Source organism: Actinophytocola oryzae (assembly GCF_004364325.1).
Classification (GTDB): domain Bacteria; phylum Actinomycetota; class Actinomycetes; order Mycobacteriales; family Pseudonocardiaceae; genus Actinophytocola; species Actinophytocola oryzae.
The window spans coordinates 253326-278131 of the sequence record NZ_SOCP01000009.1 but is presented as its reverse complement, the minus strand read 5'-3'; the positions used below and the strand labels follow the sequence as shown (position 1 = coordinate 278131).

Genomic DNA, 24806 nt, shown 5'->3' with positions numbered 1-24806 from the left:
GCCGGAACCGGTCGAGGCCGCCGTCGTCGCGGCGCAGCGTGCCGACCGCGGCGGCGTCCTCGCCGAGCGTGTCCACCACGGCGGCGGTGAGCACGGGATGGGTGGAGACCTCGACGAACACCCGGTGGCCCCGCGCGGCCAGCGCCCGCACGGCCTCGTCGAAACGCACGGTGGAGCGCAGGTTGGCGAACCAGTAGTCGGCACCCAGGTCACCGTCGCCGGTGCCCGCCGGTTCGCCGGTGACCGTGGAGTGGAACGGGATCAGCGCAGGCGTGGGCGTGACGCCGGCCAGCTCGGCCGACAGCTCCGCACGCACGGCGTCGACGTGCGCGGAGTGCGAGGCGTAGTCGACGGGCAGCCTGCGCACCCGCACGCCCTCACCGGCCAGCTCCGCGGCCAGCGCGTCGAGGGCGGCCGGCTCGCCGGACAGCACGACCGACGCGGGCCCGTTGACCGCGGCCACCGACACCCCGGCGCCGAGCCGATCCGTCACCTCGCCGGCGGGCAGCGCGACCGACAGCATCCCGCCCCGGCCCGACAGCGACCGGCCGATCACCCGCGCGCGGCGGGCGACGACCCGGGCCGCGTCGGCGAGGGTGAGCGCACCCGCGACGCACGCGGCGGCCACCTCGCCCTGGGAGTGGCCGACGACCGCGGCGGGCTCGACGCCGTGTGCCCGCCACAGCGCCGCCAGCGCGACCATGACCGCGAACGAGGCGGGCTGCACCACGTCGATCCGGTCCAGCCCCGGCGCGCCGGGGGTCTGGCGCAGCACGTCGGTCAGCGACCAGTCGACGTGCCCGGCGAGCGCGGCGGCGCACTCGTCGATCGCCGCGGCGAACACCGGGGACGCGTCGAGCAGTCGCGCCCCCATGCCTGCCCACTGCGCGCCCTGGCCGGGGAAGACGAACACGGGCCGGTCCGCGCCCTCGGTGCCTGCCGTGCCGGTGACCAGGCCGGGCGCGGGACGGCCCGCGGCCAGCGCCGCCAAGGCGTCGTGGTCGAGCGCGACCGCCCGCTCTCCGAGCCTGGCCCGCCCGGTGACCAGGGAGAACGCCACGTCGGCCGACCAGTCGCCGACGAGTGCCCCGGCCTGCGCGGAGAGCGCGGCCCGGTCGTGCGCGGTGAGGACGTAGGGCACCGGCTCCGCGACCGGCGCGGCTTGCGGCACCGGCTCCGGTTCGGGTGCCTGTTCCAGGACGACGTGGGCGTTGGTGCCGCTGACCCCGAACGAGGACACCGCGGCCCGCCTCGGCCGGTCGACCTCGGGCCACGGGCGCGGGGCGGTCACCGGTTCGACCGCGCCCGCGGACCAGTCGACCCGGCTGGTGGTCCGCTCGGCGTGGAGCGTGGCGGGCACGTGGCCGTGCCGCAGCGCCTCGACCACCTTGATCACGCCTGCCACGCCGGCCGCGGCCTGGGGGTGGCCGAGGTTGGACTTGACCGAGCCGATCAGCAGCGGCACCTCCCGGCCCTGGCCGTAGGTGGCGAGCACGGCCTGCGCCTCGATGGGGTCGCCGAGCGAGGTGCCGGTGCCGTGGGCCTCCAGCACGTCCACCTCGCCGGGTTCGAGCCGGGCGTCCGCGAGGGCCTGCCGGATGACCTTGCGTTGCGCGGGCCCGCTCGGCGCGGTGATGCCGTTGGACGCGCCGTCGGAGTTCACCGCGCTGCCCCGCACGACCGCGAGCACGGGGTGGCCCTCGCGGCGGGCGTCGGACAGCCGCTCCAGCAGCAGCACCCCGGCGCCCTCGGCCCAGCCGACACCGTCCGCGCCCTCGGCGAACGCCTTGCAGCGGCCGTCGGCGGCGACCGCGCCCTGCCTGCCGTAGAGCACGAACGCCGTCGGCCGCGACATCACGGTCACCCCGCCGGCGACCGCCAGCGCGCACTCGCCCGCCCGCAGCGCCTTCACCGCGAGGTGCACGGCCACGAGCGACGACGAGCACGCCGTGTCGACGGTGACCGCGGGGCCCTCCAGGCCGAAGGTGTAGGCGAGGCGGCCGGAGACGACGCTGGCGGCGTTGCCGGTGCCCGCGTGCGCGCTGTCGCCCTCGCCGGCGGCGGTGAGCAGGTCGAGGTACTCCTGGCCGTTGGTGCCGACGAACACCCCGGTTCGGCTGCCGCGCAGGGAGTGCGGGTCGATGCCGGCACGTTCGACGGCCTCCCAGGTGGTCTCCAGGAGCAGCCGCTGCTGGGGGTCCATCGCGAGCGCCTCGCGGGGGGACAGCCCGAAGAAGTCCGCGTCGAAGTCGGCGACGCCGGTGACGAACCCGCCCTCGCGGGTGGGGCCGACCGCCAGCTCCTCCGGGTCCCAGCCCCGGTCCTCCGGGTAGGGGCCGACCGCGTCGCGGCCCGCGCTCACCAGGTCCCACAGCTCCTCGGGCGAGGTGACCCCGCCGGGCAGCCTGCAGCCCATGCCGACCACGGCGACCGGCTCGGCCATGCTCGCGGCCAGCCGCCGGTTCTGCCTGCGCAGCACCGAGATCTCCTTCAGCGCGGCGCGGAACGCCTCGACGAGCTTGTCCGTGGGGGCGGTGGACATCAGTCGGCTCCGTGGGGTCGGCGGTCCCGCTCGTCGAGGGTGGCGCGCACCAGCTCGTCGAGGGGCAGCGCGGCGAAGGGGTCCTCGAACTCGTCGTCGGCCCCGAACTCGTAGCGGTCGCCGGGGTCGATGGCGAGCAGCTGGTCGAGCAGGCCGAGCGTGCGCAGCCGCTCGATCGGCACGGCGGCGAGCACCGCCCGCACCCTGGCCTCCTCGCCGTCCGGTCCGGTCGGCTCGGTGTCGGTGCCGGACAGGCCGGCGTGCAGGTGCCCGGCGAGGGCGAGCGGTGTGGGGTGGTCGAACACGACGGTCGCGGGCAGCGACAGGCCGGTGGCCGCGGCGAGCCGGTCACGCAGCTCCACCGCGGTCAGCGAGTCGAAGCCCAGCTCCTGGAAGGTGCGCTCGGGCGGCACCCGGTCGGTGCCGGTGTGGCGGAGCACCGACGCGATCTCGCCGCGCACCAGGGTGAGCACCACGTGTGGCCGGTCGGCCGCGGGGACCGAGGCCAGCTCGGCACGCAGCCGGGTGTGGGGTTCGGTGTCGGCCGCCCGCGGGTCGGTGAGGGCGGCGGTGAGCGCACCGCCCCGGACGCGGCCGAACCTGGTCCAGTCGATGTCGGCGACGAGCGTGGTCGGCGACGGGTCGGCGAGCAGGCCCGGCAGCAGCGCGGCGGCCCGCTCCGGTGGCATCGGCACCGACCCCGCGCGCAGGGCGGCCTGTCTGGCGGCCGGGTCGGCGGCCATGCCCGCCCCGGCCCAGGCGCCCCAGGCGATGGCGGTCGCCGGGTGGCCGTCGGCGCCTCGGCGCTCGGCGACGGCGTCGAGCACGGCGTTCGCCGCGGCGTAGTTGGCCTGCCCGACGCTGCCCATCGACCCGGACGCGGAGGAGAACAGCACGAACGCGTCGAGTCCTCGGTCCCGGGTCAGCTCGTCGAGATGTCGTGCGGCGGTGGCCTTGGCGGCGAACACCGCGGCGAACCGGTCCGGGGTCAGGCGGTCGACGAGGCCGTCGTCGAGGACCCCGGCGGCGTGCACGACCGCGGTCAGGTCGCGGATGGCGGCGAGCACGGCGGCCAGTGCGTCGCGGTCGGCGGCGTCGCAGGCGACCACCGACACGTGCGCACCCGCGGCCTCGACCTCGGCCACGGCGTGTTCGGCGCCCGGCGCGTCCTTGCCCCGACGGGACAGCAGCACCAGGTGGTCGGCGCCTGCCTCGGCGAGGGCGCGGGCGACGCGGGTGCCGAGCGCGCCGGTCCCGCCGGTGACGAGCACCGTACCGCGCGGCACCCAACCGTCCGTTCCCGTCGGCTCGACCCGGACCAGCCTGCGCCCGTGGGCGACTCCGCCCCGCAGCGCCACCCGGTTCTCGGTGCGCTGGGCCAGCACCGCGGCCAGGGTGGTGTCGTCGAGGTCGTGCTCGGGCAGGTCGACCAGTCCGCCCCAGCGGCCGGGGTGTTCCAGCGCGAGCACGCCGCCGAGGCCCCACACGGCGGCGCGGTGCGGGTCGGCGGGTGCCCGGCCGTCGACCGCGACGGCGTCCCGGGTGAGGCACCACAGCGGCGCGTCGACCCCGGCGTCGCCGAGTGCCTGGGCGAGCACGGTGGTGGCGGTGACCGCGACCGGCACGCCGTCCGCGTCGACCCGGTCGTCGGCCGCCAGCAGGGAGACCACCTCGGTCACCCCGGCAGGCAGGTCACGAAGGCGGGCCGCGAGCGCCGACCGGTCGTGCCCACCCGCCTCGACGGTGACCACGGGGCCGAGCGCGGCCACGACCGCGTGCGGCCACGGGTCGGCGACGGCCGGGACCACGACCAGCCGGGTGCCGGTCCGCGCCGGGGCCGGGAGGGTCAGCGGGGTCCAGTCGAGCCGGTAGCGCCAGCGGTCGGTGTCGATCTCGGTGTCGGTGTCCGGCCAGAACCGCTCGTGCTGGAAGGCGTAGGTGGGCAGCGTGACCGGGCGGGTGCGGCCGTGCACCGCGGCCCAGTCGACGGCGACACCCCGGGTGTGGACCTCGACGAGCGCGGCGGTCAGCGCCGTGACCTCGTCGCGGTCGGCCCGCAGTGCGGGTACTCCCGTGACGGACTCGCCCGCGGTGGCCCTGGCAGCGGACGCGAGCGAGCCGTCCGGACCCAGCTCCAGGAAGGTGCGCACGCCCCGCTCGGTGGCGGCGACGACCGCGTCGGCGAAGCGCACGGTGTCGCGCACCTGGTCGACCCAGTAGTCGGGCGTGGGCACCAGGTCGGTGCCGGTGCGGGTGGAGATCACCGGGATGGTGGGGGCGGTCATGGCCAGCCCGGTGATCTCGGCGCGGAACGCCGCCAGCATCGGGTCCATGAGAGCCGAGTGGAACGCGTGGCTGACCCGCAGCCCCCGGGTCCGGTGCCCGAGGCGCGTGAGGCGGTCGGCGATCTCGGCCACCGCGTCGGCCGCGCCGGAGAGCACCACCGCGCCGGGGGCGTTGACCGCGGCGAGGGCGACCCGCTCGTCCAGCAGCGGCGTCACCTCGTCCTCGGTGGCCCGCACGGCGACCATCGCGCCACCCGGCGGCAGCGCCTGCATGAGCCTGGCCCGGGCGGCGACCAGCCGGGCCGCGTCGGGCAGGGTCAGCACGCCTGCCACGTGCGCGGCGGCGAGCTCGCCGACCGAGTGGCCGATCAGCACGTCCGGCCGGAGCCCCCACGACTCGACCAGCCGGTAGAGCGCGACCTCGACGGCGAACACGGCGGGCTGCGTGTACCCGGTCAGGTGCAGGAGACCGGCCTCCGGCGTGCCGTCCTCGGCGGTGAGCACGGTCCGCAGCGGCACGTCGAGCGTCCCGTCGAGCACCGCGCACACCTCGTCGAGCGCGGCGGCGAACACGGGGTGGCGGGCGGCCAGCGCACGGCCCATGCCCGCGCGCTGCGCGCCCTGCCCGGCGAACAGCACGGCGAGCCTCGGTGACGGGTCGGCGGTGCCGGTGACGACCTCGGCGGCGGTCCGGCCGTCGGCGACGGCCGTGAGTCCCCTGGCGAGACCGTCTGCGTCGCCGCACACCACGGCGGCCCGGTGGCGCAGGTGCGCGCGGGTGGTGGCGGTCGCGGCGGCGAGGCCGGACAGGTCGGTCGCGGGGAGGGCGAGCAGGCGGCGGGCCTGGTCACGCAGCGCGGCGGGCGTCGCGGCCGACAGCAGCACCGGCACCGGCCCGGACCGCTCCTCGACGGGCTCGGCCGCGACCGGTGGCGCCTGTTCGACGATCACGTGCGCGTTGGTGCCGCTCGCGCCGAACGACGAGACGCCCGCGCGCCGGGGCCGTCCGGTGTCCGGCCAGGCGACCGGCTCGGTGACCAGTGTGGCCGCGCCCGCCGACCAGTCGACCTTGCCCGACGGGGTGTCCGCGTGGAGGGTGGCCGGGACGACGCCGTGGCGCATCGCGGCCACCACCTTGATGATCCCGGCGACCCCGGCGGCGGCCTGGGTGTGGCCGAGGTTCGACTTCACCGAACCCAGCAGCACGGGGGTGTCCCGGTCCTGTCCGTAGGTCGCGAGCACGGCCTGTGCCTCGATCGGGTCACCGAGCGTGGTGCCGGTCCCGTGGGCCTCGACGACGTCCACCTCGGACGGACGCAGCCCCGCGGCGGCGAGCGCGGCACGGATCACCCGCTGCTGCGACGGGCCGTTGGGCGCGGTCAGGCCGTTGGAGGCGCCGTCGGAGTTGACCGCCGACCCGCGGACGACGGCCAGCACCTCGTGGCCGTTGCGGCGCGCGTCGGACAGGCGCTCCAGCACGAGCACCCCGACGCCTTCCGACCAGCCGGTGCCGTCGGCGCCGTCGCCGAAGGCCTTGCAGCGGCCGTCCGGGGCGAGACCGCCCTGGTGGGTGAACTCCTCGAACGCGACGGGGCTGGACATGACCGTGACGCCACCCGCGAGCGCCAGCCCGCACTCGCCCGCGCGGAGTGCCTGGCTCGCCAGGTGCAGTGCGACGAGGGACGTGGAGCAGGCGGTGTCGACGCTGACCGCGGGGCCCTCCAGGCCGAACACGTAGGACAGGCGGCCGGCGAGCACGCTGGCCGCGGTGCCCATGAGCAGGTGCCCGCGCAGGTCGGTGGGCGGGCGGTAGTCGACGCCGGTGGCGCCGACGAACACGCCGGTGGCGCCGCCGCGCAATGCGTGGGGGTCGATGCCCGCCTGTTCGAACGCCTCCCAGGTGGTCTCCAGCAGCAGCCGCTGCTGGGGGTCCATGGCGAGCGCCTCGCGTGGCGAGATGCCGAAGAACTCGGCGTCGAACCGGGTCGCGCCGGGCAGGAAGCCGCCTTCGGTGGTGGCGCTGCGCTCACGCAGGCCGGTGAGGTCCCAGCCTCGGTCGGCGGGGAAGGCGCCGACCGCGTCCCGGCCGTCGGCGACGAGCTGCCACAGGTCGTCGGGGCCGGTCACGCCGCCGGGGTAGCGGCAGGCCATGCCGACGATGACGACCGGGTCGTCGGCGGTGGGGCCGGCAGGCTCGGTGGTCGTCGCGGGGGTGTGGTGGCCGAGGAGTTCGGCGCAGACCCGGTCGCGCAGGGCTTCGGGGGTGGGGTGGTCGAACACGGCCGTGGCGGGCAGGGACAGGCCGGTGGCGGCGACGAGCCGGTCACGCAGTTCGACCGCGGTCAGCGAGTCGAAGCCCAGCTCGCGGAACGCGGCGCCGGGGGCGATGGCCGTCGGGTCGGTGTGCGCGAGGACGGCGGCGGCGGCGCCGAGGACCAGGTCGAGCACGATCCTCTCGGCGTTCGCGCGGGGTTGGTCGCGGAGTCGTGCGGCCAGGTCGGGTTGGTCGGTCGCGGGTGCCAGCTCGGCGGCGATGGTGGTGGCGCCGAGCAGGGGTGCCTGGCGTGTCCAGTCGACGTCGGCGACCACGACGTCCTCGGCGCTGGTCAGCGCGGCGGCGGCGAGGTCGGCGGGCAGCGGGGTGAGGCCGGCGCGCCGCAGCCGGTCCGCGGCGGCGGGGGTGGCCACGGAGACCGGGGACCAGGACACCTGGGTGGCGGCGTGGCCGGCGGCACGTCGGCGGGCGACGAGGGCGCGGACGGCCCCGTCCTCGGCGGCGTCGGCGGTGTGGCCTGCCACTCCCCACACCCCGGCGACGGTGCCGGGCACGACGAACAGGTCCAGGTCGCCGGCCAGCTCGTCGAGCAGGAGCGCACCGTCCGCGCGGGGGGTCGCGGCGTGCACGACGCCACCGGGCCGGTGCTCGGCGAGCACGGCGGCCATGGCGACGCGGTCGGTGACGTCCGCGGTGACGACGGTGGCGCGGGTGCCGAGCGCGGTCACCTCGGCGGCGAGACCGGTCATGGCCGGGTCGTCGTCGCCCCGGCGGGACAGCAGCACGAGGTGCCCGGTGTGCGGGGCGAGCCTGCGGGTGGCAGCGGCGCCGAGGGTGCCGGTCGCGCCGGTGACCAGGACCGTCTCGGGCACCGCGAGTGGCGCCGGCGCGGGCGCCGGGACGAGACGGGATGCCGTGAGGCCGTTCGGCGTGAGGGTGAGGTGGTTCTCGCCGGTGGTGAGGGCGGTGGCGAGACCGGCCGGGTCGGCGCCCGCCGCGAGGTCGAGCAGCCCGCCGAAACGGTCCGGGTGTTCGAGGGCGGCGACCCTGGCCGTGCCGGCGACCGCGCCCTCCGCGGGGTCGCCTGCCGCGTTCCGGGTGACGCACCACAGGGGCGCGGTGACCCCGGCGGCGTCGAGCCGCTCGAGCAGTGCCGCCGGGTCGGTCGAGGCGGCCAGGACACCGGTGTAGTCACCGGCCGGGATCTCGTCGTCTGCGACGGTGACGGGAACACCGAGGTGGGTGGCGAGGTCGTCGTCGCCGAGGACCAGCCAGTGGCCGGTCACCGGCGGGCCGGGCGGGACCGGGCGGTCGACCACGCGGTAGCGCAGGCCACGCAGGGCGGTGTCGTCGTCGTGGCGGCGGCGCCAGGTGTCCAGTGCGGTGGCGAGGGTGTCGGGGTCGACGGCGAGGTCCTCCGCCAGTGTGGCCAGGTCCTCGCGGCCGGGCATCGCGCTGCGCGCCGGCGGTTGCGGCCAGTGGACGTCCGGCTCGAACGGGTAGGTCGGCAGGTCGACGCGGCGGGCGCCGGTGCCGGCGAACCACGCGGCCCAGTCGACCGGCACGCCACGCACGTCGGCGCGGGCCACGGCGGTCAGCAGCGTGGTGTCCTCGTCGCGGTCCTCACGCAGGGTGGGCACCACCTCGGCGTCGGTGTTCTGCCTGGTGACGGCGGTGAGCGAGCCGTCAGGGCCGATCTCCAGGACCGTGGCGACGCCGAGGGCGGCGACCGCGTCGGCGAAGCGGACCGTGCCGCACACCTGGGCCACCCAGTGCTCGGCGTCCAGGGTGTTGGTCTCCGCGCCGGTCACCGTGGAGATCAGGCGGACCGAGGGGACGCCGGGTGTGATGGTCTCGGCGACCGCCCGGAGGTCGTCGAGCACGGGCGCCATGAGCGGTGAGTGGAAGGCGTGGCCGACCGGCAGTCGCCTGGTGCGCCTGCCACGGGCCGCCCAGTCGCGGGCGAGCGCGTCGACCGAGGTGGCGGCGCCGGACACGACCACCGAGGTGGGGCCGTTGACGGCGGCGACCGTCACGTCGTCGGGCAGTGTCGGCAGGACCTCGGCCTCGCTCGCCTCGATCGCCGCCATGGCACCGGCCGTCGGCAGCGCACCCATCAGCGCTCCTCTGGCGACCACGAGCCGGACGGCGTCGTCGAGGGTGAGTGCGCCCGCGACGTGCGCGGCGGCGAGCTCGCCGAGGGAGTGGCCGACCACCACGTCGGGCCGCACGCCCCAGGACGCCAGCAGCCGCGCCGATGCCACCTCGACGGCGAACAGGGCGGGCTGGGCGTACTCGGTGCGGTCGAGCAGCTCGGCGCTGCCCAGCACGGTGTGCAGTGGCTGGTCGAGCAGCGGACCGCCGAGCGCGGCGACGTCGTCGAGCGCGGCGGCGAACACCGGGTACCGGGCGGCGAGCCCGAGGCCCATGCCGACCCGGTGGCTGCCCTGCCCGGCGAACACGAACGCCAGCCCGCCGTCGCCTGCCTCCCCGGCCGCCACCTCGGTCCCGTTCAGCAGCACGGCCCGGTGCGCGAACCGGGTGCGCCCCGCGAGGGTGCGCCCGACGTCCACCGGTCTGGCATCCGCTGTGGCGACCCGCTCGACCTGGCGACGCAGGGCCGCCCCGGTGCGTGCGGAGACCACCCACGGCACGACCGCGGGCTCGGCGACCGGCTCCGGCGGCGCCGAGGGCAGCTGGTCGAGGACGACGTGGGCGTTGGTGCCGCTGACCCCGAAGGACGACACGCCCGCGCGCCGCGCACGCCCGGTCTCCGGCCACGTCACCGGCTCGGTCACCAGCGACACCGCACCGGCCGACCAGTCCACGTGTGACGACGGCGTGCCCGCGTGCAGCGTCGGCGGCACGACCCCGTGCCGCATGGCGAGCACCATCTTGATCACGCCGGCCATGCCCGCCGCGGCCTGGGTGTGCCCGAGGTTGGACTTCACCGACCCGACGAGCAGCGGCTCGGCCCGGTCCTGCCCGTAGGTCGCGAGGAGCGCCTGCGCCTCGATGGGGTCACCGAGCGTCGTCCCGGTCCCGTGGGCCTCGACGACGTCCACCTCGGACGGGCGAAGACCCGCGTTCGCCAGCGCCTGCAGGATGACCCGCTGCTGCGACGGCCCGTTCGGCGCGGTCAGGCCGTTCGACGCGCCGTCGGAGTTCACGGCCGAACCGCGGACCACGGCCAGCACCTCGTGGCCGTTGCGCCGCGCGTCCGACAGCCGCTCCACCACGACGACTCCGACACCCTCGGCCCACGCCGTGCCGTCCGCGCCGTCGCCGAACGCCCGGCACCGCCCGTCCGCGCTGAGCAGCCCCTGCCTGCTGAACTCGGTGAACACCCACGGGGTCGACAGCACCGACACGCCACCGACCACCGCGAGCGACGACTCGCCCGAGCGCACCGACTGCGCGGCGAGGTGGAGTGCGACGAGCGACGACGAGCACGCCGTGTCCACGGTGACCGCGGGCCCTTCCAGGCCCAGCGTGTAGGCGACGCGGCCGGACACGACGCTGCTCGCGCTGCCGGTGCCGACGTGCCCGTCCGCCTCGACGGCCGAGCCGAGCAGCAGGCGGCTGTAGTCCTCGCCGTTCGTGCCGACGAACACCCCGGTCGGCCCGCCACGCAGCGCGTACGGGTCGATCCCGGCGTGTTCGAGCGCCTCCCAGGTGGTCTCGAGCAGCAGCCGCTGCTGCGGGTCCATGGCCAGCGCCTCGCGGGGTGAGATGCCGAAGAACGCCGCGTCGAACTCGCCCGCGCCGGTGAGGAAGCCGCCGGCCCGGGTGGCGCTGTCGCGCAGGTCCGCCGCCGACCAGCCGCGGTCGGTGGGGAACGGGGTGATCGCGTCGCGGCCCTCCGCCAGGAGCGTCCAGTACTGCTCCGGGGTGCGCACGCCGCCGGGGAGCCGGCAGGCGAGGCCGACGATGACCACCGGGTCGTCCGCGACGTCGACGGCACGCACCGGGGTCGCGGTGTCCGTTCCCCCGGCGAGGTGGGTGGCGAGGGCGGCCGGGGTGGGGTGGTCGAAGACGGCGGTGGCGGACACGGCGAGACCGAGTGCGGCGGCGAGGGCGTTGCGGAACTCGAGCGCGGTGACCGAGTCGAACCCGAGGTCGCGGAAGCGGGTGTCGGGGCCGACGGCGGCCGGGTCGTCGTGGCCGAGCACGGCCGCCGCCCGCTCGCGCACGGTGGCGAGCAGCACGCGGCGGTACTCGGCGGGGTCGCGCCGGTCCACCTGCTCGACCGCGGCCGGCGCGGCGGGGAGCAGGTCGCCGACGAGCTGGGCCGAACTCGGTCGGGTGGCCGCGTCGCGCCAGCGGGTCCAGTCGATGTCGGCGACGGCGACCGCGGTGTCATCGGACTCGATCGCGGTCCACAGGGCGGCGACGGCCCGGTCCGCGGCCATGGGCCGGAACCCGTCGCGGCGTGCGCCTTGCGTGACCGCGGCGAGGTCGGTGGCCATGCCGATCTCGGCCCACCGGCCCCAGGCGACGGCGGTGGCGGGCAGGCCCGCGGACCGGCGTGCCTGGGCGAGGGCGTCCAGTGCGGCGTTGGCGGCGGCGTAGTTGCCCTGACCCGGGTTGCCGACCACGCCTGCCATCGAGGTGAACAGGACGAACGCGGCGAGGTCGTGGTCGCGGGTCAGCTCGTCGAGGTGCCGGGCCGCCTCGACCTTGGCGGCCCACACGTCGGCGAACCGGTCGGGGGTGAGGCTGTCGACGAGACCGTCGTCGAGGACCCCGGCGGCGTGGACGACGACGGTCGGCGGGTGCGCGGCGAGCAGCGCGGCGAGGGCGGCGCGGTCGGTGACGTCGCAGGCGGCGAACACCACGTCGGTGCCCGACAGCTCGTCCCGCAGTGCGGTGGCGCCGGGTGCGTCCTCGCCCCGGCGGCCGGCCAGCACGATCCGCTCGGCACCCGCGGCGGCGAACCGGCGGGCCACGTGCGTGCCGAGCGCCCCGGTGCCGCCGGTGACCAGCACGGTACCCACGCCGACGTCACGCACCGTCGGTCCGGCCGGGGCGCGGACCAGCCTGCGGGCGAGCACGTGGTCACCACGCAGGGCGACCTCGTTTTCCGTTCCGGTGAGGACCCGCGGGAGCCGGTGGGGGTCGGCGCCGACGTCCACGAGGCCGCCCCAGCGGTCGGGGTGTTCCAGTGCGACGACCCGGCCCAGTCCCCAGACGGCGGCGCGGTCGGGATCCGGGGCGCGATCGTCGGGTCCGGTGGCGACGGCGCCCCGGGTGACGCACCACAGCGGTGCGCTGATGCCGGTGTCGCCGAGCGCCTGGACCAGTGCGGCGGTCGTCGCGGCGGTCGGCAGCGTGGACAGCACGCCGTCCGGGACTCGGCCCGCGAGTGCGGCGGCCAGCTCGGCGCGGTCGGTGCCCTCGACCCGGTCCGGGTCACCGAGCGCGGCGACGAGGTCGTCGGCCGGGTCGCCCGGGGCGGTGACCAGCAGCCAGCGACCCCGTGCCGGTGCGGCCGGGAGCCGGACCCGGGTCCAGGAAACCCGGTAGCGCCAGGCGTCCACGCCGTCGGCGAGGTCGGGCACCGGCCAGAAACGCCGGTGCTGGAAGGCATACGTGGGCAGCTCGACGCGGTCCGTCGCCGTGCACACGGCTTCCCAGCGCACGGGCACGCCCCTGGTGTGCAGCTCGGCGGCCGAGCGGGCGAACCGCACGGCACCGCCCTCGTCGCGGCGCAGGGTCCCGGTCGCCACGGCCGTGTCGCCCGCGGTCTCCTGCACGCTCAACGCCAGCACGGGATGCGGGCTCACCTCGACGAACACCGAGTGACCTTCGGCGACCGCGGCCGCGACGGCGCCCTGGAAGTCCACGCGCCCGCGCAGGTTCCGGAACCAGTAGGCGGCGTCGAGCCCGGTGGTGTCGATCCGGCCGCCCTCGACGGCGGAGTAGAACGCGACCGGCGCCGCGGCGGGGGCGAGACCGGCGAGGTCGTCGGCGAGCCGTTCCTCGACGGCGTCCACGCCCGGCCAGTGCGACGCGTAGCTGACCGGGATGCGCCTGGCCCGCACACCTTCGGCGACCAGCTCGGCGACGAGAGCGTCGAGCGCGTCGACGTCCCCGGACAGCACGACCGCCGAAGGTCCGTTGACCGCGGCGACCGCGACCCGCTCCCCCAGCCTCCCCTCGATCCCGGACAGCGGCAGCGCCACCGACGCCATGCCGCCCCGGCCGTCGAGCACCTCGGCGATGGCCCTGCTGCGCAGGCACACCACCCGCGCGCCGTCCACAAGCGACAGTGCGCCGGACACGCAGGCCGCCGCGATCTCACCCTGCGAGTGCCCGATCACCGCGGCGGGCGTCACGCCCAGCGCGACCCACGTCCGCGCGAGGGACACCATCACCGCCCACAGCACGGGCTGCACGATGTCCACGCGGGCCAACGCGTCCGCGTCGTCGAGCACGTCGAACACCGACCACGGCACGAAACCCGCCAACGCCTCCCGGCACTCCGCCATGGCCGCCGCGAACACCGGCGACTCGCCGAGAAGATCCCGAGCCATGCCCACCCACTGCGCGCCCTGTCCGGGGAACACGAACACGACGTCACCCGGCGTGCCGGCGACAGCACCCGTGACGGCGGCCGGGTCGACGCCACCCGCCGCGAGCGCGTCCAGCGCCCGGACCCGTTCGGCACGGTCGCCGACCACCACCGCGCGACGCTCGAAACGACCGCGTGTCAACAAAGTGGCCGCCACCGACGCGGGATCCCCTGCCACGCCACGCAACCGGGCGGCCTGGTCACGCAGGGCGTCCTCGGTCCTGCCGGACAGCACCCACGGCGTGACCGCCAGCACCGGTTCGGCGGGCGGCACCGGCCCGGCAGCGGGGACCTGTTCCAGGATCACGTGTGCGTTGGTGCCGCTGATCCCGAACGACGAGACCCCGACCCGGCGCGGCCGGTCCACCGACGGCCACGGGCGCTCGCCGGTGAGCAGCGCCACCGCGCCGGAGGACCAGTCGACGTGCGAGGAGGGCGCGTCGACGTGCAGGGTCGCGGGCAGCACGCCGTGACGCATCGCCAGCGCCGCCTTCACGATGCCCGCGACACCCGCGGCGTGCTGGGTGTGCCCGATGTTGGACTTCACCGAGCCGAGCCACAGCGGCTCGTCGCGGCCCTGCCCGTAGGTGGCGAGCAGCGCCGACGCCTCGATGGGGTCACCGAGTGCCGTGCCGGTCCCGTGCGCCTCCACGGCGTCCACCTCGGACGGTGCCAGGCCCGCGTCGGCGAGCGCGGCACGCAGGACCCGTCGCTGCGCCTGGCCGTTGGGGGCGGTCATGCCGTTGGACGCGCCGTCGGAGTTCGTCGCCGTGCCACGCACCACGGCCAGCACGGGGTGGCCGTGGCGACGGGCGTCGGACAGCCGCTCCACGACCATGAGGCCGACACCCTCGGACATGCCGAACCCGTCGGCGGACTCGGCGAACGCCTTGCACCGCCCGTCCACCGACAGCGCCCGCTGCCTGCTGAACCCGGTCAGGGTCTCCAAGGAGGTCATGACGGTCGCCCCGCCGGCGAGCGCGCGGTCGCAGTCGCCGGACCGCACGGCCCGCACGGCGAGGTGCAGCGCGACCAAAGCCGACGAGCAGCCGGTGTCGAGGGTGAGCGCGGGGCCCTCGGTGCCGAGCAGGTAGGCGAGCCTGCCGGACAGGATGCTCGTGGCCCGGCCGGTGAGCAGGTGTGCCTCGTAGCCGTCCTCGTTGGTGAGCACGCCGGTCGCGTAGTGCTGGTAGGCGGCGCCGACGAACACGCCGAGCGTGGTGCCGCGCAGGGTGGCCGGGTCGATGCCGGCACGTTCGAGTGCCTCCCACGCCACCTCCAGCAGCAGCCGCTGCTGCGGGTCCATGGCGAGGGCCTCGCGTGGGGAGATGCCGAAGAAGCCCGCGTCGAAGTCGCCCGCGGCGTCGAGGAACCCGCCGCGCAGCGTATAGGTGCTGCCGGGCCAGTCCGGGTCGGGGTCGTAGGCACCGGCGATGTCCCAGCCGCGGTCGGTGGGCAGGTCGCCGATCACGTCGGCACCCGAGGCGACGAGGTCCCACAGGTCGTCCGGGGAACCGACCCCGCCGGGGAAGCGGCAGCCGATGCCGGTGATCACGATCGGGTCGTCGGTGCGGTCCGCCGTCGTGGCCGGGCGGGCGGGGTTCCGCTCCTCGCCGGTCAGCTGGACCCGGAGGTGCTCGGCCAGTTCCGCCGGGCTGGGGAAGTCGAAGACGACGGTGCTCGGCAGGGTGACACCCGTGCGGGCGACGAGCCGGTTGCGCAGGTCGACGGCGGTGACCGAGTCGATGCCGGTCTCGCGGAACGCCCGTCCCGCGTCCACCGCGTCGCTCCCCCGGTGGCCGAGTGCCGCGGCGGCCTCGGTGCGCACGAGTTCCAGGAGGACCCGGTTCCGGTCGGCCGTGGTGGCCGCGCGTAGTTCGGCGGCGAACCCGGACTCGGTCGGTGTGGGTGCCGTCGTGGCGAGGTCGGGGATCTCGGCGAAGAGCCTGCTCTCGCGGCCCGTGGTGAACACGGCGTGGAACGTGGGCCAGTCGACGTCGGCGACCACGGGGGCGGGGTCGTCGGCCTCCAGTGCGCGGCGCAGCGCGGCCAGCGCCAGGTCCACGTCCAGGAACGGCAGGCCGCTGCGGCGGACCTGCTCCGGGTCGACGTCCGCGCGGGCCATGGTGCGTTCGTCGGCCCAGATGCCCCACCGGATCGAGGTCGCCGTGCGGCCTGCCGCGTGACGCTTCTCGGCGAGGGCGTCCAGTGCGGCGTTGGCGGCGGCGTAGGCGGCGTGGTCGCCGCTGCCCCAGGTGCCCGCGATGGAGGAGAACAGGACGAACGCGTCCAGCTCGCGGTCGCCGAGCAGCGCGTCGAGGTTGACCGCGCCCGCGACCTTCGCCGCGACGACGGCCGCGAGGTCTTCGAGTTCCGACCCGTCGATCGAGCCGAGTTCGGTGCGGGCGGCGGCGTGGAAGACCGACCGGATGTCGTGTGCGGCAAGCACGTCGGCGAGCGCGTCCCGGTCGGCGACGTCGCAGGCGGCGTGGGTGAGCGTGGTGCCCTGTCGGGCGAGTTCGGCGGCGAGTTCCGGGATGCCGGTGCCGCTTCGGCTGGTGACCACGACGTGTTCGGCGCCCTGCGCGGCGAGCCAGCGGCACAGGTGCGGGCCGAGCGCGCCGGTGCCGCCGGTGACGAGCACCGTGCCGCGCGGCGACCACGTCCGAGTCCTGGCCGGGGTGGCGCGGACGAGCCTGCGGGCGTGCAGGCCGCCGCCGCGGATGGTGACCTGGTCCTCGTCCCCGGTCAGTGCGGCGGCGAGCAGCGTCGGGTCGGCGTCGGCGGGCAGGTCGACGAGGCCGCCGAACCGGCGCGGGTGCTCCAGCGCGGCGACGCGGCCGAGGCCGACCACCTGCGCCTGCGCCGGATCGGCGACCGCGCCGGTGGTCAGGCACCACAGCGGCGCGTCCACCCCGGCGAGTGCCTGGACCAGCAGGACGGTCAGCGCCAGGCCGGTGGGCAGCGTCGGCTCGGCGGGGTACGGGTGGGCCGCCGACGCGAGGGTGGAGACCACGCCGGCGGGCGCGCGGCCGGCGAGCCGTGCGGTGACGGTGGCGCGGTCGTCGTCGGCGGTGAGGACCTCGATCTCGACGTCGGCACCCGCGGCACGCAGGGTGGCGGCGACGGGATCGGTCGGGTCGGCGGTGACGAGCAGCCAGGTGCCGGAGAGCGCGGCGGCCCGGGCGGGCACGGGACGCCAGACCTCGCGGTACCACCAGGAGTCCAGGGTCGCCGTCTCGGTGCGCCCCCGTCGCCACGCCGACAGCGCAGGCAGCAGCCCTTCGACCCGGTCGGCCGGGAGGTCGAGCAGCTCGGCCAGCGCGGCGGAGTCGGCGCGGTCCACCGCCGCCCACAGCGGCTCGTCGGCCGGGTCGCCGGACACGCCCGGGGCGACCCAGTAGTGCTCGTGGTCGAAGGCGTAGGTCGGCGGGTGCGCCCGGCCCGCGCCCACCACCAGCGGGGCCCAGTCGACGGCGAGACCGAGGACGGCGAGCTCGGCGGCCGAGTGCAGCAGCCGGTCCATGCCGCCGTCGTCGCGGCGCAGCGTCCCGGCGACGGCGACCTCGACGCCCACGTCCTCGGCGATGTCACGGAGCCCGGCGGTGAGCACGGGATGCGGGCTCAGCTCGACGAACACACCGTGCCCGTCGGCGAGCGCGGCCCGCACGGCGTCGTCGAAGGCGACCGGCTCACGCAGGTTGCGGTACCAGTAGGCGGCGTCCAGCCCGGTGGCGTCGAGGCGGCCACCGGCGAGCGCGGAGTAGAACGCGACCGGCGCGGACACGGGCTCGACCGGCGCCAGCACGTCGGCCAGCCGCGCCTCGACGGCCTCGACCCCGCGCCAGTGCGAGGCGTAGCTGACCGGGATGCGCCTGGCCCGCACCCCCCGCGCGGTCAGGTCGGCGACCAGTTCGTCGAGTGCGTCGACCTCGCCGGAGACGGCGACCTGCGCCGGTCCGTTGACCGCGGCGACGCAGAGCCGGCCGGGCCAGCGCCGCTCGACCAGCTCGGCGACCTCGGCGGCAGGGAGCGCCACCGAACCCATGCCGCCGTGGCCTTCCAGCTCCTCGGCGATGGCCAGCGCCCGCAACGCGACCACTCGCGCACCGTCCTCGAGAGACAGTCCACCCGCGACACACGCGGCGGCGATCTCCCCCTGGGAGTGGCCGATGACCGCGTCCGGCTCGACGCCGAGCGACCGCCACACCGCGGCGAGGGAGACCATCACGGCCCACAGCACCGGTTGCACGACCTCGACACGCGCCAACGCGTCCGCGTCGCCCAGCACGTCGAACACCGACCACGACACGTAGTAGGAGAGGGCCTCGTCGCAGGCGGTCAGGGACTCGGCGAAGACCGGCGACTCGGACAGCAGGTCGAGGGCCATGCCCACCCACTGCGCGCCCTGCCCCGGGAAGACGAACACCACCGGCCGCGGCGCACCGGCACGGCCCTCGACGAGCGCCGGATCGGACCGTCCTGCGGCGAGCGCGGCAAGACCGGGCCTCGGGTCGTCGCCGACCACCACGGCACGGTGTTCGAACGCGGACCGGGACAGCAGGGCACGGCCGGCGGCAGGCACGTCGGGATGTTCGTCGAGCCAGGTCAGGAGTCGGGCGGCCTGCGCACGCAACGCGGTGTCGGTGCGGGCCGAGAGCACCAGCGGCACCGGCCCGGTCGCCGTGTCCGGCGCCTGCTCGGCCGGCGGCTCCTCGATGACCACGTGTGCGTTGGTGCCACTGATCCCGAACGACGACACCCCCGCCCGCCTCGGCCGGTCGACGTCGGGCCACGGCACCGGCTCGGTGAGCAGCCGCACCGCACCCGCCGACCAGTCGACCCTGGTGGTCGGGTTGTCGGCGTGCAGGGTGGCGGGCAGCAGGCGGTGGTGCAGCGCCATGACCATCTTGATGACACCGGCGACCCCGGCCGCCCACTGGGCGTGCCCGATGTTCGACTTGACCGAACCCAACCACAACGGCTCGTCCCGGTCCTGCCCGTAGGTCGCGAGCAGTGCCTGCAGCTCGATCGGGTCCCCGAGGGTGGTGCCGGTGCCGTGGGCCTCCACGGCGTCCACCTCGGACGGTGACAGGCCCGCGTCGGCGAGCGCGGCACGGATGACCCGTTGCTGAGACGGACCGTTGGGGGCCGTCATGCCGTTGGAGGCGCCGTCGGAGTTCACGGCCGAGCCACGCAGCACCGCCCACACGCGGTGGCCGTTCGCGCGGGCGGCGGAGAGCCGCTCGACCACGAGCATGCCGACGCCCTCGGCCCAGCCGGTGCCCTCGGCGTCGTCGGCGAACGCGCGGCAGCGGCCGTCCGGGGACAGGGCGCCCTGCCTGCTGAACTCCACGAACAGCCCGGGGTCGGTGAGGACGGTGACGCCACCGACCAGCGCCATCCCGCACTCCCCCGCACGCAGCGCGCCCGCGGCGGTGTGGAGGGCCACGAGCGAGGAGGAGCACGAGGTGTCGATGGTGACGGCCGGGCCCTCCAGCCCGAGGAAGTACGCGACGCGACCGGACATGACACTGGGGGCGGTGCCGGTGACCCGCAGGCCCTCCAGCCGGGCGCGTTCCTCCGCGGTGGCCGGGTCGTAGGCGGGGCCCGTGGCGCCGACGTACACGCCGGTCCGCGTGCCACGCAACGCCCGCGGGTCCAGGCCGGCGTGCTCGATCGCCTCCCAGGCCGCCTCCAGCAGCAGGCGCTGCTGCGGGTGCATGGCGAGTGCCTCGCGGGGCGGGATGTCGAAGAACGCGGCGTCGAACTCCGCGGCGCCGGGCAGGAAGCCGCCGGAGCGCGTGTAGGAGGTGCCCTGGTGGGTGCGGTCGGGGTGGTAGAGCCGGTCGAGGTCCCAGCCGCGGTCGGTGGGGAACCCGGTCACCGCGTCCACGCCGCAGGACACCATCCGCCACAGCCCGTCCGGGCCGTCGGCGCCGCCGGGGTACCGGCAGGCCATGCCGACGATCACCACCGGGTCGTCGTCGGTGTCGGCTTCGGACACCGCGGCGGTGCTGGGCTCGGCGGCACCGAACAGCTCGGTGCGCAGCAGACCGGCCAGCGCGGTGGCGGTCGGGTAGTCGAACACCGCGGTCGCGGGCAGCCGCAGCCCGGTCGCGGCGGCGAGCCGGTTGCGCAGGTCGACCGCGGTCAGCGAGTCGAAGCCCAGCTCACGGAACGCGCGGGTGGCGGGCACGTGTTCGGGGCCGTCGTAGCCGAGCACGGCGGCGGCGTGCGTGGCGACGAGGGCGACGAGCGCCCGCTCGCGTTCGGCCGCGCCGAGCCCGGCGAGCCGCCGCGCGAAGCCGTCGCCTGCCGGGGCGGCCTGTCCGGCGGCGGCGCGGCGGACCGCGCCACGGCCGAGGTGGCGCAGCACGGGGTGGTCCGTGGCGGTGGTGTCGAGGCCCGCCGGGACGAGGATCGGTTCGCCGACGCCCAGTGCGGTGTCGAACAGGGCCAGTGCTTCCTCGGTGGGCAGCGGACGCAGGCCGGTCGCGGCGAGGCGGTCGACGGCACGCTCGTCGAGGTGGCCGGTCATGGCGCCGCGCTCGGCCCACAGGCCCCACGCCAGCGACTGGGCGGGCAGGCCGTGGCCGCGGCGCTGGAAGGCGAGTGAGTCCAGGAAGGTGTTGGCGGCGGCGTAGTTGGCCTGCCCGGCCGAGCCGAGCACGCCCGCGATCGAGGAGAACAGCACGAACGCGGCGAGGTCGGTGTCCTGGGTCAGCTCGTGCAGGTGCCAGGCGCCGTCGACCTTGGGCCGCAGCGCGGTCGCGAGCTGCTCGTGGGTCAGGTCGGTGACCAGCGCGTCGTCCAGCGCGCCCGCGGCGTGCACGACGGCGCTCAGGTCGTCGACCCCGGCCAGCAGGTCGGCCACGGCGGCACGGTCGGCGACGTCGCAGGCGACCACCCGCACCCGCGCGCCTGCGGCGGTGAGGTCGTCGACGAGGTCGTCCACGCCGGTGCCCCGCCTGCCGACGAGGACCAGGCTCCGCACGCCGTGGGCGGCGACGAGGTGGCGGGTCAGTGCCGCGCCGAGCGCGCCCGTGCCGCCGGTGACGAGGACGGTGCCCGTGCCCCAGCCCACCGGCTCCGGGTCGGCGGCGAGGACCCTGGTCAGGCGGGCGGCCAGCGGCCTGCCCTGGCGCACGACGAGTTGCGGCTCGCCCGTGTCGACCAGCGTGGGCAGGGCGGCGGTCGAGGTGTCCTCGCCGTCGAGGTCGACCAGCGTGAACCGGCCGGGGTGCTCGGACTGGGCGGCCCGCACGAGGCCCCACACCGCCGCGGCGGCCACGTCGGCGGTGATGTCGTCGGGGCCGGCGGGGATCGCGTCCTGGGTGACCACGACCAGCCGGGTGTCCGCCAAGCGGTCCCCGACCGGCCACGCACGCAGCAGGTCGAGCACGCGTGCGGTGAGGAGGTGTGCCTCCGCGGCGGTGTCGGCGGTGGCCGCGCGGACCGGCAGCACCACCGCCCCCGGCGGCTCGGCGAGCAGGGCGTCGAGGTCCGGCACGGTGTCGAGGCCGAGGTCGAGCAGGTCGTCGCCGAGCACGACGCAGTGGGTGTGGCGGCCGGGTTCGGCGGGGAGCCAGTCGAGCCGCAGCAGCGACTCCCGCGCCCTGGCCTCGGCGAGGCCCGACACGGGTCGCAGCGCCAGCCCGGTCACGGTGACCACCGGGGCGCCGGTGGGGTCGGCGGCGGTGACGGTGAAGTCGTCGGCGGTCGGCGTCAGCCGCACCCGCAGCGTGGTGGCGCCGGTGGCGTGCAGGGTCACGCCGGTCCAGGCGAACGGCAGACCGGGCAGGCCGACCGTGTCTCCGGTCAGCGCGACGGGGTGCAGGACGGCGTCGAGGAGGGCGGGGTGGATGCCGTAGCCGTCGGCGTCGGTCGGGTCGGGCAGTGCGACCTCGGCGAACACGGTCGCGCCGGCGCGCCAGGCGGCGGTGAGCCCCCGGAAGGCCGGGCCGTAGTCGTATCCGGTCGCGGCGAGGGTGTCGTAGAGGTCGGCGACCGGGACCGGCTCGGCGCCGGGTGGCGGCCAGGCGACGACGTCGTCTCCCGGCAACGGGTCCGGCGACGCGTCGAGCGTGCCCGTGGCGTGGCGGGTCCAGGGTGCGTCCGTGGCGGCGGGACGGGAGTGGATCTCCACCGAGCCCTCGTCCGCGACGACCACCTGCACCTCGACCGCCCCGGTGAGCACCAGCGGCGTGTCCAGCGTCAGCTCGGCCAGGTGCGGGAGGCCGACGCGGTCACCCGCGTGCAGTGCCAGCTCCACCACGGCTGCGCCGGGCACCAGGACGGCGCCGGTCACGGTGTGGTCGGCGAGCCACGGGTGGGTCTCGGTGGACAGGGTGCCGGTGAGCACGGTGGCCCGCGACCCGGCGAGGTCGACCGCGGTGGGCAGCAGCGGGTGGCCGCCGGTGGCGGCGTGTCGGCGCGGCGCGGGCCAGAAACGGCGGCGCTGGAAGGCATAGGTGGGCAGCTCGGCGGGCTCCCCCGCAGGCACGGCGGCTCGCCAGTCCACGGTGGCGCCGCCCGTGTGCAGCTCGGCCAGTGAGGTGAGCAGCCTGGCCTGGCCGCCGTCGTCGCGTCGCAGCGTGCCGACCGTGGTGCCGCGGCCCTCGGCCTCGATGGCGGCGGCGATCCCCGGCCGCAGCACGGGATGGGGGCTGGTCTCGACGAGGAACCCGAAGCCCCGGCCGAGCAGCGTCGCCACGGCCGGTCCGAAGTGGACGGTCTGGCGCAGGTTCCGGTACCAGTAGGCGGCGTCGAGGTTCGTGGTGTCCAGCCAGTCACCGGTGACCGTGGACAGGAACGGGACGGTGCCGGACAGCGGTGTGACCGGGGCGAGGTCGGACAGGAGCCGTTCCTCGAGCTCGGCCACGTGCGGGGAGTGCGACGCGTAGTCGACCTCGACCCACCTGGCCCGCACGTCCCGCGCGGCCAGCTCGGTGTGGACCGCGGCGAGCGCGTCCCGGTCACCGGAGACCACCACCGACGCGGGCCCGTTGATCGCGGCGACCGACACCGCCGGATGCGCGTCCAGGAGCACACGCACCCGCCCGAGGGGCCACGGCACCGACAGCATGCCGCCACGACCGGCGAGGCCGTCGCGAATCGCCCTGGCACGCAGGGCGACCACCCGCGCACCGTCCACGAGCGACAGTCCACCCGCGACGACCGCGGCGGCGATCTCCCCCTGGCTGTGCCCGACCACGGCGGCCGGGACGACACCGAGGGAACGCCACACCTCGGCCAGTGACACCATCATCGCCCACAGCGCGGGCTGCACGACGTCGACCCGGTCGAGGTCGCCGGTGTCACCGAGGACGGCGTCGAGCACCGGCGTGTCCGTGAACGGTCCGAGCGCCTCGGCGCACTCGGTCAGCCGGGCCCGGAACACCGGCGAGGCGTCCCACAGCCCACGGCCCATGCCGGGCCACTGCGAACCCTGGCCGGGAAAGACGAGCGCGACCTTGCCCGCGCCGTCGGCCGCCCCGGTGACGAGCCCCGCGGCGGCCTCGCCTGCCGCGAGGGCACCCAGTGCCGCGAGGTCGAGCGCGACCGCCCGGTGCGCGAGCCGGGGTCGGGTCAGCAACGCGCGGGCCACCGCGGCGGCGTCGGTGAGGTCGGTGTCGAGCAGCCGACGTGCCTGGGCGGCGAGTGCGGCGGGCGTGTGCCCGGAGACGAGCCACGGCACGGTGTCCCCGACGAGGGCCGGCGCCGGGTCCTCGGGCCGCTCGGCCGGTTCGGGTGCCTGTTCGAGCACGACGTGGGCGTTGGTGCCGCTGATCCCGAACGACGACACCCCGGCCCGGCGCGGACGATCCACCGGCGGCCACGACACGGACTCGGTCAGCAGCGACACCGCGCCCTCGGACCAGTCGACGTTCGTGGACGGGCGGTCGACGTGCAGGGTCGCGGGCAGCACGCCGTGCCGCATCGCCTCGACCATCTTGATGATCCCTGCGACGCCCGCGGCGGCCTGGGTGTGGCCGATGTTGGACTTGACCGAGCCCAACCACAGCGGCTGCTCGCGGTCCTGGCCGTAGGTGGCCAGCAGTGCCTGTGCCTCGATGGGATCGCCCAGCGTGGTGCCGGTGCCGTGCGCCTCCACGACGTCCACGTCGGACGGTGCGAGGCCCGCGTCGGCCAGCGCCGCCCGGATGACCCGCTGCTGCGACGGCCCGTTCGGTGCGGTGAGGCCGTTGGACGCGCCGTCGGAGTTGACCGCGGTACCGCGCACGACGGCGAGCACCCGGTGGCCGTCCCGCAGGGCGTCGGCGAGCCGCATCAGGACCAGGACCCCGACGCCCTCCGCCCAGCCGGTGCCGGCCGCGGCGTCGGCGAACGCCTTGCACCGCCCGTCCGGGGACAGGCCGCCCTGACGGGTGAAGTCGACGAACATGGTCGGCGTCGACATCACGGTCACCCCGCCGACGAGCGCGTGGTCGCACTCCCGGGTGCGCAGCGCGCGCACCGCCCAGTGCAGGGCCACCAGCGACGACGAGCACGCCGTGTCCACGGTCGCCGCGGGTCCCTCGGTGCCGAGCACGTAGGCGAGCCGCCCGGACAACACGCTGGTGGTGTTGCCGGTCAACCGGAAGTCCTCCGCGTCGCGCGGCAGGCCCGACGCGTACTCCTGGGCGAAACCACCGACGAACACGCCGGTCCTGCTGCCACGCAACGCCGTCGGGTCCAGCCCGGCCCGCTCCACCGCCTCCCAGGTGACCTCCAGCAGCAGCCGCTGCTGGGGGTCCATGGCGAGTGCCTCACGCGGGGAGATGCCGAACAGTTCGGCGTCGAAGTCGGCGACGCCGTCGAGGAAGCCGCCGTGCGCGGTGGCCGCCTCGGTCCGCAGTGCCGCCAGGTCCCAGCCCCGATCGGTGGGGAACGGGGAGATCCCCTCACGGCCGGTAGCCACGAGGTCCCACAGCCCGGCAGGGTCGGCGACCCCGCCGGGGTAGCGGCAGGCCATCGCCACGACCGCGACCGGCTGGCGGTTCGCCTCCTCCAGCTCCCGAACCCGCTGCCGCGACCGCACCAGGTCGGCGCTCGCCCGCCGCAGGTAGTCGCGGAGTTTGTCCTCGGTGCCCATTCAACCCCACCCATCTGGACTGTCGACGGCGG

2 protein-coding genes (1 of these 2 only partly in view) are annotated in these 24806 nt (G+C 76.3%); both read right to left on the bottom strand.

The features are described from left to right. Positions 1–2542, bottom strand: the 5' end (the start) of a protein-coding gene (locus CLV71_RS24910) for a type I polyketide synthase (RefSeq protein ID WP_133905255.1). Its footprint begins 6761 nt before the window's first position; 2542 of the gene's 9303 nt are visible here — the first part of the coding sequence; the start codon lies at positions 2540–2542; the stop codon falls past the left edge of the window. Then, positions 2542–24774: a type I polyketide synthase gene (locus tag CLV71_RS49440; RefSeq protein ID WP_243866686.1), complete on the bottom strand. Its 22233-nt coding sequence runs from the start codon at positions 24772–24774 to the stop codon at positions 2542–2544. The genes CLV71_RS24910 and CLV71_RS49440 overlap by 1 nt, the downstream gene beginning before the upstream one ends. Between the last annotated feature and the right edge of the window lie 32 nt (positions 24775–24806).

Bases quoted from the DNA above. Each gene is read 5' to 3' on its own strand.
- CLV71_RS49440 (WP_243866686.1), bottom strand. From the start codon at position 24,774: ATGGGCACCGAGGACAAACTCCGCGACTACCTGCGGCGGGCGAGCGCC.